The 18,444-nt window shown below is 41.7% G+C and carries 15 protein-coding genes; 5 read left to right on the top strand and 10 right to left on the bottom strand.

What is annotated here, in order from left to right; genetic code table 11:
* Positions 1–339: 339 nt before the first annotated feature.
* From H9649_RS12200 to H9649_RS12190, 3 genes are all read left to right on the top strand, one after another.
* Complete coding sequence (locus H9649_RS12200; protein ID WP_191695172.1) at positions 340–717, top strand: BlaI/MecI/CopY family transcriptional regulator; 378 nt, start codon at positions 340–342, stop codon at positions 715–717.
* A gap of 1 nt (position 718) precedes the next feature.
* On the top strand, positions 719–2,032 hold the full coding sequence (locus tag H9649_RS12195) for a M56 family metallopeptidase (protein ID WP_191695171.1): 1,314 nt from the start codon (positions 719–721) through the stop codon (positions 2,030–2,032).
* Positions 2,033–2,428: 396 nt separating this feature from the next.
* Positions 2,429–3,049, top strand: coding sequence for an FMN-binding negative transcriptional regulator (locus tag H9649_RS12190; RefSeq protein WP_191695170.1), 621 nt, complete (start codon positions 2,429–2,431; stop codon positions 3,047–3,049).
* Between the two features lie 335 nt (positions 3,050–3,384).
* Here H9649_RS12190 and H9649_RS12185 read toward each other — a convergent pair whose 3' ends face one another.
* From H9649_RS12185 to H9649_RS12155, 7 genes are all read right to left on the bottom strand, one after another.
* Positions 3,385–4,020, bottom strand: a complete 636-nt coding sequence (locus H9649_RS12185) for a YczE/YyaS/YitT family protein (protein ID WP_191695169.1) — start codon at positions 4,018–4,020, stop codon at positions 3,385–3,387.
* A 165-nt stretch (positions 4,021–4,185) separates the two neighbouring features.
* Entirely contained in the window at positions 4,186–4,779 is a 594-nt protein-coding gene (locus H9649_RS12180; protein WP_191695168.1) for a hypothetical protein, read from the bottom strand.
* Positions 4,780–4,915: 136 nt separating this feature from the next.
* Positions 4,916–7,081: a DNA topoisomerase III gene (locus H9649_RS12175; protein WP_191695167.1), complete on the bottom strand. Its 2,166-nt coding sequence runs from the start codon at positions 7,079–7,081 to the stop codon at positions 4,916–4,918.
* A 122-nt stretch (positions 7,082–7,203) separates the two neighbouring features.
* The gene (locus H9649_RS12170) at positions 7,204–8,502 is read right to left on the bottom strand and encodes a diguanylate cyclase domain-containing protein (protein ID WP_191695166.1); all 1,299 of its coding nucleotides are present in this window, start codon (positions 8,500–8,502) and stop codon (positions 7,204–7,206) included.
* Positions 8,503–8,543: 41 nt separating this feature from the next.
* Positions 8,544–10,109, bottom strand: coding sequence for a putative bifunctional diguanylate cyclase/phosphodiesterase (locus H9649_RS12165; RefSeq protein ID WP_191695165.1), 1,566 nt, complete (start codon positions 10,107–10,109; stop codon positions 8,544–8,546).
* A 210-nt stretch (positions 10,110–10,319) separates the two neighbouring features.
* Complete coding sequence (locus H9649_RS12160; RefSeq protein ID WP_191695164.1) at positions 10,320–10,883, bottom strand: NADPH-dependent FMN reductase; 564 nt, start codon at positions 10,881–10,883, stop codon at positions 10,320–10,322.
* Between the two features lie 75 nt (positions 10,884–10,958).
* Complete coding sequence (locus H9649_RS12155; protein WP_191695163.1) at positions 10,959–12,893, bottom strand: cation:proton antiporter; 1,935 nt, start codon at positions 12,891–12,893, stop codon at positions 10,959–10,961.
* Between the two features lie 134 nt (positions 12,894–13,027).
* Here H9649_RS12155 and H9649_RS12150 point away from each other — a divergent pair, with 134 nt between their 5' ends.
* Entirely contained in the window at positions 13,028–14,083 is a 1,056-nt protein-coding gene (locus H9649_RS12150) for a hypothetical protein (protein WP_191695162.1), read from the top strand.
* 24 nt (positions 14,084–14,107) lie between these two features.
* Positions 14,108–14,296 (top strand): SE1832 family protein, encoded by a 189-nt coding sequence (locus tag H9649_RS12145; protein ID WP_191695161.1) that lies wholly within the window; start codon positions 14,108–14,110, stop codon positions 14,294–14,296.
* Between the two features lie 47 nt (positions 14,297–14,343).
* On the opposite strand, the gene H9649_RS12140 is transcribed toward H9649_RS12145, so the two are convergent.
* From H9649_RS12140 to H9649_RS12130, 3 genes are all read right to left on the bottom strand, one after another.
* Positions 14,344–15,795 carry a phospholipase D-like domain-containing protein gene (locus H9649_RS12140; RefSeq protein WP_191695160.1) on the bottom strand — a complete coding sequence of 484 codons (1,452 nt, stop codon included), beginning with the start codon at positions 15,793–15,795 and terminating at the stop codon, positions 14,344–14,346.
* A gap of 161 nt (positions 15,796–15,956) precedes the next feature.
* Complete coding sequence (locus H9649_RS12135; protein ID WP_191695159.1) at positions 15,957–16,502, bottom strand: RNA polymerase sigma factor; 546 nt, start codon at positions 16,500–16,502, stop codon at positions 15,957–15,959.
* A 621-nt stretch (positions 16,503–17,123) separates the two neighbouring features.
* The gene (locus H9649_RS12130; protein ID WP_191695158.1) at positions 17,124–18,359 is read right to left on the bottom strand and encodes a hemolysin family protein; all 1,236 of its coding nucleotides are present in this window, start codon (positions 18,357–18,359) and stop codon (positions 17,124–17,126) included.
* Positions 18,360–18,444: the final 85 nt, after the last annotated feature.

Raw genomic sequence — 18,444 nt, 5'->3', positions numbered from 1 at the left:
CTATAGATTAACAAAGTTCTTTCGAAAATCATTTAAAACAATTAGATGATTTTTTAAAAGTCTACTTAAAAACCTGTTGCATGTTTTATTCTTAGATACAAACCGAATAATAGTTGGTAGAGGATACTTACATTTGACATCACGATACTACCTTTACTTTTTACGTCAATTTTTGAAAGTAAGACCTGGGTAAAATTTTATAAATAAGCCTAATTTATTTAGTACTCTGAAAAAGAAATCTGTTGCGCTTGACTTTATTTTAGGCAGATGTAAAATATCATTATAGGCAGTTGTCTAATATTATTAATCTGCAGGCTAGTGATAGTAAGGAGAGAGGATGTGAGTCGGTTGAAAAAGATTCCTGACGCTGAATTTGAAATTATGAAGGTTGTATGGACAAATGAACCACCACTAACTACGAAGATTATTATGGAGCAATTAGGTAACGAGAAAAAATGGAAAGCCCCTACGGTTATCTCATTAATGCTTCGACTTGTTGAGCGGGGATTTTTAAAAACAGAGAAGAAAGGTAAAGAACGCACTTATATTCCGCTGGTAACGAAAGAAGATTACCTTAAGTTCGAAACAGGAAATTTTATTAAGCAATATCACGGAAATTCCTTCACGAGTTTTGTGAATACTTTTTATGCTGGGAAGGAATTAAGTGAAAAAGATATGGATGAGTTAATGAAGTTGGTGAAGGAACGGAGGAAGTAATATGCAGGGCTTTTTGAACACTCTTGTTGTCAGTTCAATCACGATGTCAATCGTAGCACTTCTGCTATTTTTGATTTCTCCACTTTTATCAAAAACTTATGAAGCCAAGTGGCAGTATTACGTATGGCTAGTAATTGTGATTGGGTTCATTATCCCCTTTCGACCAAGTATCGACTTTTCATTTTTAGAAATTAACTTACCTACTATTCAGCCAATCGAAATCCTGCAGAACGGTACAAAAGAATTTGTGACGGCTGCGAATAACGAAATAAGTGGATCGCTAACGAACGTTGCGATATCCGTCTACTCAGTAATTGGATATGTTTGGATTGTGGGTGTGATTTCAGTTATTGGTTACCATATTCTTCATCATCTCCAATTTATAAAATTGGTGAAACGTTGGAGTGAGAATATTTGTGACGAGAAAATCCTAGCCGACTTACAGGATCTGAAAGTGGAAATGGGTATTACCAATCCAGTTCATTTACAGAGGTGTCCGCTAATAACAACCCCAATGATTTTTGGCGTTATTACTCCGACTATCTTGTTACCTACAACAGATTTCTCAGAAGATGAATTATCTTTTATTCTTGCACACGAGTTGGTTCATTATAAAAGAAAAGATATTTGGTACAAGGGCTTGGTGCTTTTAGCGACGGCAATTCATTGGTTTAATCCAGTCGTGTATTTGATGGCAAGATTTATCGCCTCACAATGTGAAATTTCCTGCGATCAGGAGGTGGTGAAAAATTCTCAAGAGGATAAAAGACAACAATACTGCGAAACAATTATAGGTGTTATTGGCCAACAGTCTAGGTTTAAAACTGCATTATCAACTTACTTTTATGGAGGAAAAGAAAATATGAAAAACAGAGTTTTGTCTATTATGGATACAAGAAAAAAGAAAAGTGGTATTGCCCTCGTCATTGGAGTGCTAGTCTTGTCTTTCGTCGTATTTATAGCGGCTGACATCGGTGAAGCCGCAACAGAAGTAATCGACAGCGAGCAGGAAGTAGTAATCGCTCAGAGATTCGGGGGGTATGACGGAATATCCAATTTAATATCAGAATTGCATGATGAAATACTAGGATCTATTAGAGAGCAAACGGAACTTGATAGTGATTCACTGGCAATGATGATAGATGGTGGTATTGGTGAAGTAACAGTTGCAGTAGGTTTCCCAAAGGATGCAAAGATTGATGATAAGTCGATTCAACGAATAGTTGCAGATTCTATTAAGACTATCACTGAAACTGAAACAGAGACAATTAGCGAAGAAAAAATGAGAATAAGAATAAAGATTGAGAAATACTAACAGTGACGTTCTTAAAGGATACAAACAGCTTTAAAGATAAAGTGGTTTTATAAGTATGTGAATAAATGTACTTAAACTATCTGAGTAATAAAGGAACAAGGGTGTGCCACGGTTAATGTGCGATGAAAAATATAGTAAGAGTTAGCTTTGGATGAGTAAGAATCGGTTATATGAAAATCCATCTTCTGTTATAGGCACATGCAATGCTGACAGGCTCAGAGGAAACACCTAAGTTTGTTTCATAATAGATATAATTCAACATGGTAAGCTGATAACGTGGAGAGCTTACTCTTAATGAAGCGTTGGAAAGGAAAATAATCGTGAGACTAGCGACTATATAACTTTTCTTGCATGGTTCGAACACTTTAATAATCTTTTTAGGGAAGGTGGAGTAATATGTATATTCCAAAACAGTTTAAAGTCAATGACGTGGAAGAAATCCGGGAGTTTGTTCAGCAGAACTCCTTTGCAACGCTCATCACCACGAAAAAAGGAAAGCCCATCGCGACACACTTGCCAATGCAATTAATAAAAGAAGAGGATAATTACTTTATAACTGGGCATATGGCTTACGGCAATCCCCAGTGGCGGACATTCCTAGATTCCGCAGATACATTGGTATTATTCCAAGGGCCACATGCCTACATCTCCTCTTCTTGGTATGAACAAGAAAATGTCCCGACCTGGAACTATCAGGCTGTCCATGTCTACGGGAAGGCAGCCATTTTACCAAAAGAGGAACTGATCAAAGATCTGACCCTCCTACTGGAAAAATACGAAGGGAACCGGAAAAATCCGGTTTTATGGGAGACGCTTTCCCCATCCCTCCTGGAAAAGGAACTGAAAGGCATTGTCGGCTTCAAGATCCAGGTGGAGGAAATTCAGGCCGCCTATAAGATGAGCCAGAATCGAAACGCGACAGATTATCGAAACATCGTCAATCACTTACAGCTTGAAGAGAATCCAACTTCGAAGCAGATGGCCATCCAGATGGATAAACGATTAAACAATCATTAATCAGTAGGTTTTTATTCGCCTTGAGATGTAAGAATGGAAGAACGGGATGGAGTTGTCTTAATGGCAGCTTCTTTATTTTTGCTGAAAAATACTTGCAGAATCAGGAAGAAGAAAATAGTAAGTCATTAGAAAAATTAGATTGGAATAATACTCCGTCAGAAAATATCAGTGTATCATTAAATCAAAAGTATGGATTTTGGAATAACCTTACAAATAAAGTGGAGTTGGACGTACATTCGGATCAGATAGTGACGAGGGGCAATGCCCTTAAACACCAACATAAAAAAACGCTCATTTTCTGAACGTTTTTTCATGTTGATATATTTATTACTGATTTATTTCTGAAATAGTACACTCTCATCCTCTTTAATAATTTTCAGCAACAACTTTCTACATTGCGGCAATGAGTAGTGGACGATTTGGCCGATCAGCAACGCGATTATCACCGTTCCGACCCCTACTGGCCCGCCAAGTAACCAACCAATAATCGCTACAATCACTTCAATCATCGTCCGAACTTTCTTGACGCCGATACCAAGCTTGTCGACGAGGATGAGCATAAGGCTATCACGTGGTCCCGCTCCTACATTTGGCGCTACATATATGCCGATGCCATAAGCTAGAACGAGCACTCCGACTGTAAAGATAATGACTTGACCCGTCAACGTGCTGAAATCAGGCAATAGCCAATTGAACAAATCGATGAATAACCCGATAAGCAACATGTTCAGCCATGTGCCGATTTGCGGCCATTGCTTCAAAACGGCAGCTGTTACAAGAATGATGATGAACCCCGTTATAATTCCCCATGTCCCAATGGAGAGACCAAAGTTTTGATACAATCCGACATGGAGTACATCCCACGGTCCGATGCCGAGCCGTTGTCCTTTTATTGTCATTGAAATCCCAAGAGACATGACCATCATACCTGATAGGAAAAATAGCCATCTCCACATAAATGTCTTTCGCATATACATTCTTCTTTCCGTGCCATCCCAACAAAGGATCACTTGAATTCTTTATCCATTGTAGCACGTGACAATGAGTGAGGATATATGTGTTCTGCCTTTTAATACACCATTTTTCCGATAAAAAAAGCAGAGGCATCATCATCTACGATGAATTACCTCTACTTCTTATGCAGTTTTATAGAAACTAGGCCATTGTAGACTGAAGCCATTCTGCTTTGCTTCCACTTGCACGGCATAGGCAGAAATCGCTTTATCAAAACGTTTGCGTTCCAACATTTCTTCCCGTTTTGGACTGGAGGCAAGTTCCATGGTTGCCGCTTGCAATGATTCCGCATTAGTACGTGACGCTTCCAACTTCATCTGGGTTTCTTGGCGTTTCTCAAGAGCCATCTGTGCTTCCGTCTCCAGGATTTTCGCTGAAGCTGTTGCTGCCAATTGTTGCTGGGCGGTTGTCTGCTCCGGAGAGGAAATCGCTTCACGACGGACATCCCGCCATGCATTTACTGTTTCTTCCAATGTTTTTCCGAGCGGAAGTGCGATTTGTTTCACTTGTCCAGCATCCAGCTTTTTGAAATCACGGCTTTCCAGTTGCACGTCAGCATCTTTTTTACCTGTCAGCAAAGCTTCCAAGTCTCCAAGTGTTTTTTGGTTACGTCCATTGTAATCTGCTTGCCGATCGTATGCATGCTCAGCATTTCTTCGTCTAACCGCATCATACCGCTGCATCTGATCCGCTACAGACGTCATAATAGCATTCATGTCTCTCACCTCCTGTACGATTAATAAGTAAACTAATTATATCCATTTTTATATGGGGAATGTATCCCTCTAAAGAGCCATTAACTGATTATTCAAGAGGTACTATTTACTCGTTCAAATAATAAACTTCAAGCCATTACTTATCAAATAGTTTTTTTAGCGCATCTGCCATAGCCGTATTTTCCGGTTCTTCCTGCTTTTTCATAAACTTCTGTACATCGCGCTTGTCTGCTTTCTTGCCACCTGACTGCGCTCTGCGTTTTTCAAATGCTGAAAGTTTCTCACGGTGGCCACATTTACAGACGAAGATCCTTCCGTCCCCTTCCCCGCGCAACTCCAATTTCTTTTTGCAGTTCGGGCATCGGGCATTCGTCAGTTGAGATACGTTACGACGATGACCACATTCACGATCCTGACAGACGAGCATCTTTCCTCGTTTGCCATTCACTTCCAGCATCGCCTTTCCACAATCGGGACACATCTTTCCAGATACATTATCGTGCCTGAATTTCTTGTCATCCGTTTTGATCTCATGGACAGTCTTCTTTGAAAAGGCAATCATATCCTTGACGAACGCTTCTTTTTTCATTTTACCTTCAGCAATCTTCGTCAGGCTCTGCTCCCACTCTGCAGTGAGTGCAGGTGATTTCAAATCTTCCGGTACAAGTTCAAGCAACTGTCTGCCTTTGGATGTTGTGTAAATATCATTCCCTTTTTTCTCGATGACAAACGAGCTGAACAACTTTTCGATAATATCAGCACGCGTCGCCACAGTTCCAAGTCCACCTGTGTCTCCTAGTGTCTTAATGAGATCTTTTGACTCACCCGCCATGAACTGGGCCGGATTCTCCATTGCAGCGAGCAACGTCCCTTCATTGAAACGTGCAGGGGGCTTCGTCTTACCGTCCGTCATAACGACTGCGCGCACTTCCACTTCCGCACCTTTCGTAAACGCAGGTAACCGATCTGAATCCTCTTCTTCTTCATCAGTGGAATAAACCGCTTTCCATCCTTCATCCGTTACCGTTCTGCCTTTCGCCTTGAACATCTCTCCACCTACTTGAAGTTCAGCAGTCACTTGGTCGTATCTGAACGGACCGAAGAATACCGCTAGGAACCGTTTGACGATCAGATCATAAAGACGTTGTTCCTTATCGGACAGATTTTGCATGATCGGCGTCTCTTCCGTCGGGATGATTGCATGGTGATCAGAAACGCGTTTATCGTCTATGACACCTTTTTGCGGCTTCACCGACTTGTTTCGTAACAGGACATTGACCGATTTCCGGTAAGCACCGATGTCGACCGCTTTAATGCGTTCTTTTAAAGTCGACTCCATATCTGACGTCAAGTGTTTCGAGTCTGTCCGCGGATAGGTTACTGCTTTATGGCGCTCATACAAATTCTGCAACGTCGATAGTGTTTCCTTTGCAGACCAAGACCAACGTTTATGCGCTTCTTTCTGCAGTTCAGTCAAGTCGAATAAAGGTGGTGCCGGCTGTTGCTTCGGTGTCGTTTTAACATCTGTCACCTTACCCGAATGAACGCCATCAAGCTTGCTGAGCAATTTCTCAACAACTTCCTTATTGAATGACTGCGTCTGACCTGTTTTATCGGACCAAGTGAACCGTGCAGTTTCCGTAATAGCTTGCAGACCATAATATGACTTCGGTTTAAAATCACTTATTTGCTTTTCACGTTCTGCAATCATACTAAGCGTCGGCGTCTGTACACGACCTGTCGATAGTTGCGCATTGTATTTCACAGTCAAAGCCCGTGTCGCGTTAATTCCTACAACCCAATCGGCCTCGGCTCGGGCGACGGCAGCTTTGAACAGGTTTTCATACGCGCGACCATCCTTCAAATTATTGAATCCGTCTTTGATCGCTTTGTCGGTTACTGAAGAAATCCATAGACGTTTCACCGGTTTACGATTTTTCGACATTTCGAGTATCCATCGGGCAACAAGCTCTCCTTCGCGTCCAGCGTCTGTCGCAATGATCACGTCCGTTACGTCATTGCGACGCAGTTGCGCTTTCACGATGTTGAACTGTTTAGATGTCTGACGTATCGGTGTCAGCTTAAATGGTTCAGGAATGATTGGAAGCAGTTCCAGTTTCCATTCTTTATATTCATTTCCGTATCCTTCAGGATCTGCATGTGTCACTAGATGACCAAGCGCCCAAGTTACAATATATTTCTGTCCTTCCAAAAATCCATTCCCTTTTTTAGTACATCCGAGCACTCTGGCAATATCCCTTGCTACCGAGGGCTTTTCGGCTAATACGACTGATTTGGACATAAAAAAATCCCCTTTCTTCATATATCAATTATACGGGAGTCTCCTAATTGATGCATGCCATCCGATTATAGGACAGCACACATAAAGGCCTCCCGGATGAATACAGGAGGCCCTTGCTAATTTCATTTATATAGACGGAAGCTGTTTCTTCCTGACTCTTTCGCTTCATACAATGCCATATCGGCTTTTTTCATAAGAGAATCATTCGTTTCATGCTTTTTTGAAGCTACCGCAAGACCGATACTAGTAGTGACATGGAATGTGCGATTTTCAAACATCCACGATTCGCGCATGATGCGCAATATGTCTTTTGCTATCAACTCCGCTTCTTCCACTTTACCGATAGAAGGCAAAATGATGGCAAACTCATCCCCACCAAGCCGTGAAACCGTTTTCTCTTCACAATTAACCACTTGCTTAAGACGGTTAGCAAATTCCTTAATGACCAAATCACCGACATGATGTCCATTTCTGTCATTAATAAGTTTGAAATCATCGATATCCAGCAAAAGTAGGACTACTTGTTTTTCTGATGAATCGTTTCTAGATAAAGCCGTCGTCAAGTTATTTAGGAAAAGACGTCGATTCGGTAAATCGGCCAACACATCATTATAAGCAAAGTACTTCAATTTATTTTCATATTCATGACTTGTTGTAATATCACGGGACACTGCAACAAAATGACTATATACACCTTGATCATTGAACACAGGCGATCCGTGTAATTCAAACCAGATCCACATGCCAATGCTGTTCTGCATGCGGTATTTCCCTTTCAATGGCTGTTTATAAGTGACGGCATGGCGAAAAGCATCTTTTAGTAGCTGTTGCTCTTCAGGATGAACAAAGACGGTATAATGCTGTCCTTCGAATTCATTGCTTGGAATTCCTAGCAACTCTTCACAACTCGGTGAAATGAAATTGATAAAGCCATCAACGCTAATGAGAAGAATTAGATCATGGGAGTTTTCCGCAATGATTCTAAACTGATCACGACTTTCTAAAAGCATTTCATTTGAACTTTTCAAAGCTAATTCAGCTTCCTTTTCACTCGTTATATCGTGCACCAATACAACTATGTACTGCACAATACCATTCTCGTCAAATAACGGCGTCAACCGGCTTTGCGAATAGTAACGACCACCGCATGGAGAAATGAAACTGTCTTCATACGAATATTCCTGTTTTGTATAGATGACTTTCATATGATTCGACTTGAAAAATTCGAAGTCTTCTGACGTATGCACTTCACCTAATTTTCTTCCGACAGCTTCCGCGGTAAGAGACGTTCTATTAATCGCTACACGGTTTATATATTCATAATAAAGTTCTCCCTCATCAGAAACCCGAATGATTAACAGAATTTCTTTAATCCCGTCCATCAATACTTTTTCCAGCAACATTCCCCTTGTGAAATCCATGCCGTCCCCTCCAGACAATCAATATCATTGAACGCACTGAATCACCGAGACTTCGCAAATAAATACATATCCACCTTTTCAGCGGAAAGAGGACGACTAATATAGTAGCCTTGACCATACTGGCAGCCGAATTGCCTTAATGTCTCTTCCTGTTCTTGCGTCTCTATACCCTCTGCGATAAGTTCAAGATCTAAATTCGCTCCCATATCGATGATCGTTTTTACAATCGATTGCGTCTTACCGTCCCCTAACATCCCTTGTGTGAATGACTGATCGATTTTCAACCGATCAATTTGAGATGAACTCAACACGCTCAATGAAGAATAGCCCGTTCCAAAATCATCTATTGAAAGCTGAACACCGATCTCTTTCAGCTCCTTAAACACATGTGTCGAAAAGTTATGGTCTTGCATAAGTGATTCAGTGATTTCCAACGTCAGTTTTGAAGGATTGACACCAGTTTCCTCCAATATAACTTTCACCGATTCAGAAAACCCTTTTTCATAGATTTGTCTTGTGGATACGTTTACCGCCATACAAAGTTCCGAAAAACCATCCGATTGCCATTCTCCCAATTGACGGCATGCCGTCTCCAACACCCATTTTCCAATAGTGATAATCATTCCATTCTTTTCGGCAATCGGTATGAATTCAGCAGGTGATATATTACCTAATTCGTGATGTTCCCATCGAAGCAATGCTTCAAGACCTGCCACACGCGTCGTTTGTAAATTGATGATCGGCTGATAGACTATTTGCAATTGCTCATTCTCAATCGATGTCCGTAAGCCATTTTCCAGCTTCATTTGCCGCACGTCACTTTCTCCATCTAATAAAGAATAGAGGCAACTTGTATTACCACCGTGCGCTTTTGCGCAATACATCGCTTTGTCGGCATGCTTCAATAACGTTTCAGCATTTTTCCCGTGATCAGGGAAGACACTGATTCCTATGCTGACTGTCGTGAAAAGCTCTTCTCCTTTAAAAGCAAAAGGCGTTTCAAACAAAACCAGAATTGCTTTCGCAAACTTTTCACATTCCTCTTCGTCACTATCCGGGACGACAATAATGAACTCATCCCCACCATGCCGAAATAGCTGATGCGCAGCCGGCAAGTGACTTTTCAGCCGGTCAGCGACTTCTTTCAGAAACAAATCCCCATATAGATGGCCCATCGTATCGTTGATAATTTTGAATCTGTCTAGATCTATGAATAGGATTCCGACTTTTTCAGACAAGCCTGTTAACACATGGTGATCCAAAGCATAAAACAAATTCGGGCGATTGGGCAATTGTGTCAAGTGATCCGTATTTGCAGCGTAAATCAGTTCTTTGTTTTTCATTTCTATCTCTTCAATAATCTTTTCGTTTTCAATTAGCTGATATTCCAATTCCCCGGCATATCGGTCACTTTGTTTAATGAGGTAAAGGAATACAGGAACTGAAAAGAAAAGCATTATTACAGTATCAAGTACTTCGTACCACATGACATTAGTGAAATGTAGACTAAATAACCGGGTAATGACCTCTTCTAGTGCATTCGGAATAATGATGATGGCGAAAAAAAATAACCAAAGTCTTTTCTGGACGCTAAGTGACTTATTCATATCTTCCTTCTCTCCGTTGTATTTCCATCGAAATACGCTCTATAAAATCGCAATACTACTACTATTTATATGATACTATATTTCGACAAAATCCGCAGTGCTTTTTTCCTAATAAATTTCATTTATTTGATACTTCTTTTATTCACCAACAAAATAAAAGAGCCTATCATCCTTATAATTACAAAGGAGTGACAGGCTCTATTGAGCTATTCAATTAGCATCCAGCATATCTTTGGATAAGTCACTGCTCATATCCGCATATTTAGCAAATACCCTTGCCAGTTCCCGCAGTCGGTTATGGACATCTTCATCAATAATCCGATTGTCTTGGTCGAAATGCCCAGAATGTGTGTATACATAATTTGGCGTTACGAGACAACGGAAGTAATCCAATATCGGCTTAAGCTGATTTTCCACTACGAGATGGTGTTGATACGTGCCACCATTCGCAACTATGGATACTGGTTTGTAGCGCATCGCATGCGGATGCAGCATATCAAAAGCGTTTTTCAATACGCCAGGTATTGATCCTTGGAAGATTGGCGTAGCAAGTATATAAGCATCCGCCTCTTCAAATTTCTTGACGAGTTTTTTCATATCATCATTGTATTGGTCAGATGGACGGCCATCCACGAATTGGTGGTCATAAGTGGCCAAATCCATCCTCTCAATTTCAAAATTTCCGTTCGTTTCTTTCACATATGTTTCGACAGTATCGAGCACGGCACCCGTTTTATTGCCGATAATTGTTCCGTCTACTAACAAAACTTTCAATGTTCATCCTCCTCAAAGCTGTATATCCATCTTCAATCGTACCATAACAGCTTATCCGAATACTTTATTTTAAGCTTATTTGGCATTTATGGTCGACATAGGAGAGGCTCCTGGGATTTCTCGTTTCTCTTCTTTTGGTTCCTCAATGAACAGTTCTTCCAATTGCTCGTAAGGCACCTTTTTCTCTCCATGCTCTTCTTCTAAACGCTCTTTTACCCGTTCAATCGTTTTTGCTGGCGACGTCAGGGATATTATTGCGTCTCCTGCAGTAGCTTGCAACTCATCCTTAGGTGTAAAGAATTCTATTGAGCCATCTGCACGTAAAATATAGAGTAATATGGACTTGTCATCACGTTCACGTAAATATTGTGTATAACTGTACTGTTTCGTCAACAACGTCTTGCGGATTCCATGCCCGGCATGCATGCGATCTTCCAACTCATAGATTGAAATGGCTGGTGTAAACAGCGACTGGCCACCGGTTATTGTGAATCCTTCCGTATCTCTTCCAACATGGAATGCCGTTTGGAATAAATTCTTCCGTCCTAAATCCGGGGCAAAATCTGCACAAATGTGTGCATTATAAATATCTGATTTCGTCATCGCAAGCATATAACGATATGGCGTCAAGTCAATATGATACTCAATTTGTTCAGAAAGAATATCCCCTACATAACTGCTCAAACCAAGTTTTCTTGCTTCAGCAAGTCCTGCCCACGTCTGATCGAGAATGAGCACTTCATTCCCCGTATCTTTAACGGATTGCGCAAGCTCTGCTGCAAACTTTGAACCGCCGATAATCGCGACTCCAGACTCGTCTGTTGTCGTCAAATTCAACTTCTTGGCGACAAATCCGATGGAGAAACCGTGTAGAACTACGGTTGAAAGAACAAGCGCAAAGGTTAACGCTGTAAGCAGCTCGGCATCTTCATAGCCTTTTTCAAGCAAGATTGTCGCAAAATACCCTGACACGGTGAGTGCAACAATTCCTCGCGGAGCAATCCAACCGATTAACAGTTTTTCTCGAATACTCAAATCTGTTCCGATGGTTGAAATCCAAATGGACAGCGGGCGTACAACAAAGAGCATTGCCGTCACGTACAGTACAATTGACGGATTAAAGATTTCAATCAATATTTTAGGATCAAGCGACGCTGTCAACATGACAAAGATTCCTGATATAAGAAGAACAGATATGTCCTCTTTAAAATGACGCACATCATTCAATGTCGTCAGACGCATATTCGCCATCTTCATCCCCATAGCAGTTACGGCTAGTAAGCCCGTTTCATGCATGATTTCATCTGAAAAGACGAAGACGGACAGAACGACAACAAAGAGGATAGGTGCTTTCAAATACTCTGGAATGCTTCCTCGCTCAAACGCATTTCCAATGATGAGAGCAGCTACCCATCCAATAATTACTGCAAAAGCGGAAGCGGCAAAAAACAGCAATAACGCGTTCAATGTCACTTCGCTATTAATGAATTTAATGAATTCAAATGCAAAGACAGCTAGCAAAGCACCAAATGGATCGACGACTATGCCTTCCCATTTCAATATTGCAGCTACACGGGGCTTAAGTTTTGCCTGCCGAAGTAGAGGCAAAATGACAGTCGGACCCGTTACAATGAATAATCCACCGATGATGAACGACACTTCCCACGACAAGCCCGCCAAATAATGGGCAGCTAACGAGCCTGCAATCCAGGCGATGAATGCGCCTATTGTGACGATACGACCTACCGGCTTGCTGAATCCTCTAATTTCCCGGACATCCAAGTTCAAACTACCTTCAAATAGAATGATCGCTACCGCAAATGTAATGATTGGGCCAAACAGTTCGCCCATGCTTTCCTGTGGATTAATCAACCCAAAGATCGGCCCGACAAGCAATCCTGCAACAGCCATGACGACAATTGCGGGCATTCTGTATTTCCATGCCACCCACTGGGAGAGAATCCCTATGAGTATGACTAACATTAAATCAAACAACAATGAATCAAACATGGAAACACTCCGTTCTGTCTAGATTGACTGTTAGTTTACCACAATTCCTACACCATTCAATGTATTTGTACATAACTCTATTCTCTAAATCATAGGGTGAAAAGGAGAGCAGTTGATCCGTAGGTTTAGAAAGGGTGATTCCAATAGAAAATCAAAAGAAGAAAAACGTCGCGATCTACATTAACAGGTCAGATGGCAAAGGTTCATATCCCGCTACAAGAGCGGCTTTGCTTGCAAAAGAAATTGCAAAAAAAGCAAATGTCATATTCATTTTCGGTGAAAACTCTCCTTCACCTCCACAAAATTTCAAATCGATTGAGATCGGTAAAAACAGCAACCTTCTGCAGACACTCGCATTACTTCAACCAAATCTACTTATTCGCGACACAGGAAACACCATTGCCGAAGAGGTAGACAAGATCCGTGAAATCGTACCATCCATTTTACATTTTGACGATTTCGGTGATGGCGGTCTAAAAGCTGATTTCGTCTTGCAAACTTTACAGGAAGATATGAGTGAAGGGTATCCCGATCATTACACCGTTGACCGAAAATTGTTCATAGCCGACCCTTCTTTGCTAGCATATGCAAAACAAGGCTTACAGAAACCGCAACCAAGTTCACTTCCCCATCTCGTCATTTCTTTCGGCGAGGAAGATGAAGGCAATCTTTCCTATCGTGCCTTACGCCATGTATCACAATTGCAAATACCACTAAGAGTGACTATTTTAATTGGCGAGCGTTATTCTCATGACATAAGCACGCTTCAAATGATGGCACTCGGCAGAAGAAATACGACTGTCAAAAAGCCCCCTTATGATGTCCAAGACATTTACTCGACAGCTGATGTGATTCTTTGCAGTTCCAGCTATATGCCTTATGAAGTGGCGGTAATGGGAATTCCATGCATCGTCCTTGCACAAAATGATTTTGAGTTAGGACTTGCATTCCCTACCGACAAACATGGATTCGCCCATCTCGGTCTCGGGCGCAAAGTGAAACAGTCGAATTTGCTCAACGCCATTATGGAACCGTTGTTGCATGAGTCATTGCGCAAGCGCACAATCCAACGTCAACTTGCTCTGAATCTTGGAGACGGACTCGACAAAGTTGTAGAAACGATCTTTTATTCTTTAGAGCATCCGGAACGCGCGACAAGCAAAAAAACAATGTCCGATATGCTACACTGAAGAAAAGCAAAGGAGGCTTTTCTTATGGACAAACGACAAATCGAATCGGAAATCGCCGAACTAAAAATGGATTACATTAGCTTGCAAGGAGATATCGAAAAATTGGAATCGACAGGTCATGCCGATTCCGTCCATAAAGCCGAAGATAGGCTTGCCAAGATGGAAATCCGTCTCGCTGAGTTGAATAAGCAGTTGGCTGAACAAGCTTACTAACGAACACAAAAATGCACGGGATTGCGTAATTCATCCCATGCATTTTTTTAATAAGTCGTGACCTTCAATAATTCTTGCAGACGATAAATGCCTCGTTGGAAAAATGTGAAGCTATCTTGGTACTCTTCAAAATCTAACGTATAAAGCGCGTCTTCATTATTCCACAGCCGATTGAAATACGCATCGATTTCTTTAGCCAATTCACTGTCGTTCGGAGCAATAATCCGCAAATTCGCTTCCAAATTGTAATTGTTAAGTGTCCTATCAGTGAGATTCGCTGATCCATTCGTAATATACGTATCTTCTGCCGTCTGGATGACGACAAGCTTTGTATGGTACTGTCCGACTACGGTATTGTACCAGCGCGCTTTAATTTCCCCGTCGGTTTCATCCATCATTTTTTGCAAGACTGGCCGATTCGGGAGGCCAGATTTTTCATTACCAAATGAATTTTCGTTCGGGTCAAGAATCATTTCAACGCTTACACCCCGATTCGCAGCGTCCACTATTGCTTCGACGACTTCAGGCATAGCTACGAAGAACATGCCCATTCTAATCGAGTCACCGGTTTGAGCAGCTACAATATCACCAAGTAATCCGTCAAGAATCTTTTTCTCTGTCAAGTATTGAACTGCATATTCTCCATCGTCAGGTGCTTCCACTTTTACGCGCGGCAATGTACCTCCGTTCGTATAGCGCACGACCGCTTCTTCCGCTTCTAGAATGTCATTGAGGACCGTTCCGGATACTTTCATGGCGACATTCCCATGGAAGCCACTTGCATTATGCGGATTACCTGAAGTGACGAGCGCTTCCTTATCTGTCACAATCGTTTTTCGGTGATTTGCCTTGACGTTCAATAAAATCATATAAGAGTGCAATGTCATTTTCGGCGCTTTACTCGCCATCGCGTTGTCAATCCAACCTTCCTTTTCAAAATTAACCCATCGGAAAATTGTCCGGTATAATCCTGAATAGATTGGCGTTGAATCCCTTAACTTGTCGAGATTCGTATAGACAACTTCAATATCCGCCTCTTCCAACGCGTCAAACCATTTCGATTCATACGACCCGTATCCAGTGTTGAGTGGATCTGTTATAAAAACAATATTTATGTCAGGAGTAGACTTTTTCTTTTCTACCAATTTCTCAGTGAGTGTTTCTGCAATTTTCGGAAAGTCGATGTCTTCGTCGGAATAATGGTCCATCAAGAACATATCCAATACAATAAAAGATTCAGCTTCGTCAATCATCTTGTAGATTTCATCGAATATGGTGTTCTCATGAACCATTCCATCGCCTTTTTTATTTTGTGCGAACGTAAGATCAGTGAACATTTCAACGTCATCCGTCCAATGTATATCCCCTTGGTAATTAACACCTTCAGGCAACGGCTTAAACGTATGCCAACTAATGACGCCTATGTAAAGAAGTAAAAATAGCAACACGGCCATCAACATTATCCATTTCGGTCGTGCCCATTTGCGGTTGCGCTTCATCCGATCCACCTCGTTTTCTATTAGATCGATTCCCTCTCGTGCTTGCTTACAAACTAGTGGAATGGACGTATATTTTGGTAATTAAGATAGAGTTTACACGCGAAAAGGCGAAGGGATGTAAGTGTCCCTTCGCCTGTCCTATACAATTTAACAATCTTTTATTAAGCAGTAACGTATTCTTGAACTGTTGTATCATCCATCATTAATTCTTTCAAATATTTCTTCGCGCGGAATAGTCGAGATTTTACCGTACCAATAGATACTTTCATCAAATCGGCAATTTCAATCAACGAATATTGGTGCACGTAGAAGTATTCAATTGTAGTGCGATAAATACTATCCAACAAGCTGATTTTCTCTTGTACCATAAGTTGAATATCGTTCTGTTCAATCATTTCAACAGGTGTCGGCTTATCGCTGGGAACCAAATCGAGTATCGGAACGTCCAATGTATCAGGTTGGTTCATAACGTGCTTACTTCGTCGTACATCTTTACGATAACGGTCGCGGAACGTATTCATGCAAATCGTCGTCAACCAAGCTTTCATACGATCAACGTCATCCATTTTGCTGCTATAGCGGACCACCTTCACCCATACATCCTGCATAAGATCTTCGGCTTCCTCTTTATTGCGAGTCAATTTTAAACATAAGTGATATATATAACGGCCATATTCGTCGTATAGCTCTGCTAAGTCAATTTTCATTTTTAAACGCCCTCCGTCTTGTAACTGTTAACCTTATTATCAGCTAAGTCAACATTACAAACTATCGCTTTGGCTTTCACCTAGCTTACAAATTTGTAAGTATAGAAAAGCGGAGAGTGGCGTCCAGCTGCGACAGGCGTTGGAGAGATAGAGGAAAAGGCGTTTTTTGCCTTTACCTCTATCTTGAAACGACCCGAGCAGCTGCCACTCGGAGCTGGACACTAGAAATGCGGAAGGCGCTTGCTTAGATGCGACAGGCATAAGGCAGAAATGAGAAACGGTGCTTTTTGCCGTTTAACAGAGCTGACTTATGACCCGAGCATCTAGCCGGCAACATTGAGCGATTCTCGACTCATATTGAGCGGTTGTGCGAAGACATTGAGCGATTCTCGACTCATATTGAGCGGTTGTGCGAAGACATTGAGCGATTCTCGACTCATATTGAGCGGTTATGCGGAGACATTGAGCGATTCTTGACTCATATTAAGCGGTTATGCGTAGACATTGAGCGGTTGTGCGAAGACATTGAGCGGTCGCCGCGATTTGCCGTTATATATCATTTGCTAAAACAAAAACTGCCATGTATCTGACAAATAGCATCAGTACACAGCAGTTTTTCTATTATACTTCTTCGGTTCGTTTCGTAATCTTCATCTTCACAATACGACTTCTGTCCAATTCTTCTATTTCGAAAAAGAGGTTTTCGTATGTAAACCGTTCGCCTGGTTCAGGTACGTGGCCGAGTTCTTGCATGACGAAGCCGCCAATTGTTTCGTGGTCCGTCGGCAGTTCAGCTCCTAGTAAGTCGATGGCATCGATAATTTCCAACCGACCATGACAGACAAGGATATGTTCATCTTTTTCGTAGACAAGCACTTCTTCATCGAAGTCCGTTTCGTCTTCGATGTCTTGTCCAATCATCTCTTCAATAATATCTTCATGCGTGACGATTCCAAGCGTGCCGCCGTATTCATCCAGAACGATAGCCATGTGCTTCTTTCTGGCAAGCATAAGTTTGAACACTTTTTCGACACTAGCCGTCTGCACGACGAATAACGGTTCATCATCAATCAGTTCGGATAGTTTCATTTCAGGTTTCATCGACCACTCAATTAACATCTTCGAATAAAAAATACCGACGACGCGATCGATGCTTTCTTCGTAAATCGGATAGCGCGTGTAGAAGTATTCGAGAATCGTGTCGCGTACTTCTTCATATGTGGATTCGATTGGCAACCCGACAATATCTGTACGGTGCGTTTCCATGACGTCAGAAACATCCTTATCAGGGAAATCGAGTACACCCTTTAGACGCTGGGACTCTTCCTGTTCAAACGTACCTTCCGTCGATGCGATGTCCACCATCGATCGCAGTTCTTCTTTTGTCAATGTCGCTTCCGTTACTGCCCCTTTGGAGATAATGCGGATAAAGACATTTGTAAACAAAGCAAGAAGTGCCGTCAATGGCGTAAGCAATTTGACGAGGATGGAAATTGTTGGCGCAACGACATATGCCACTTTGTCGGCGAAGGTCGCAGCAATTGTCTTTGGCAGCACTTCTCCAAATACGATGAGGACGACTGTTAAAATCCCCGTCATCACCCCTACTTGCAGGCCCCTGTCGATGGCAATCATCGTTACGATTGTCGGCATCATAATGTTCGCTATATTGTTCCCGATAAGGATTGCTGTAATCATCCTGTCAGGTTTCGATATGAGATCTCTTAATTTTATCGCTTTGCGGTCACCTTGTTCGGCCCGCAATTGCACTTTCATGCGATTCACCGCAGTCAGTGCGGTCTCACTTCCTGATAAGAAGAAAGACATGAATAAAAAGAACCCAAGTGCAATAAACAAAAGTGATTCCTCCTGGAGTTTCTGTAGTTCGACTGTTCGTTCATTTAGTAACTTTTACATATCATATCACACTCTACTTCATCCG

Source organism: Sporosarcina quadrami (assembly GCF_014836615.1).
Taxonomy (GTDB): domain Bacteria; phylum Bacillota; class Bacilli; order Bacillales_A; family Planococcaceae; genus Sporosarcina; species Sporosarcina quadrami.
Note: the sequence above shows the minus strand (reverse complement) of the source record. Positions and strands in the feature narration are given on the sequence as shown.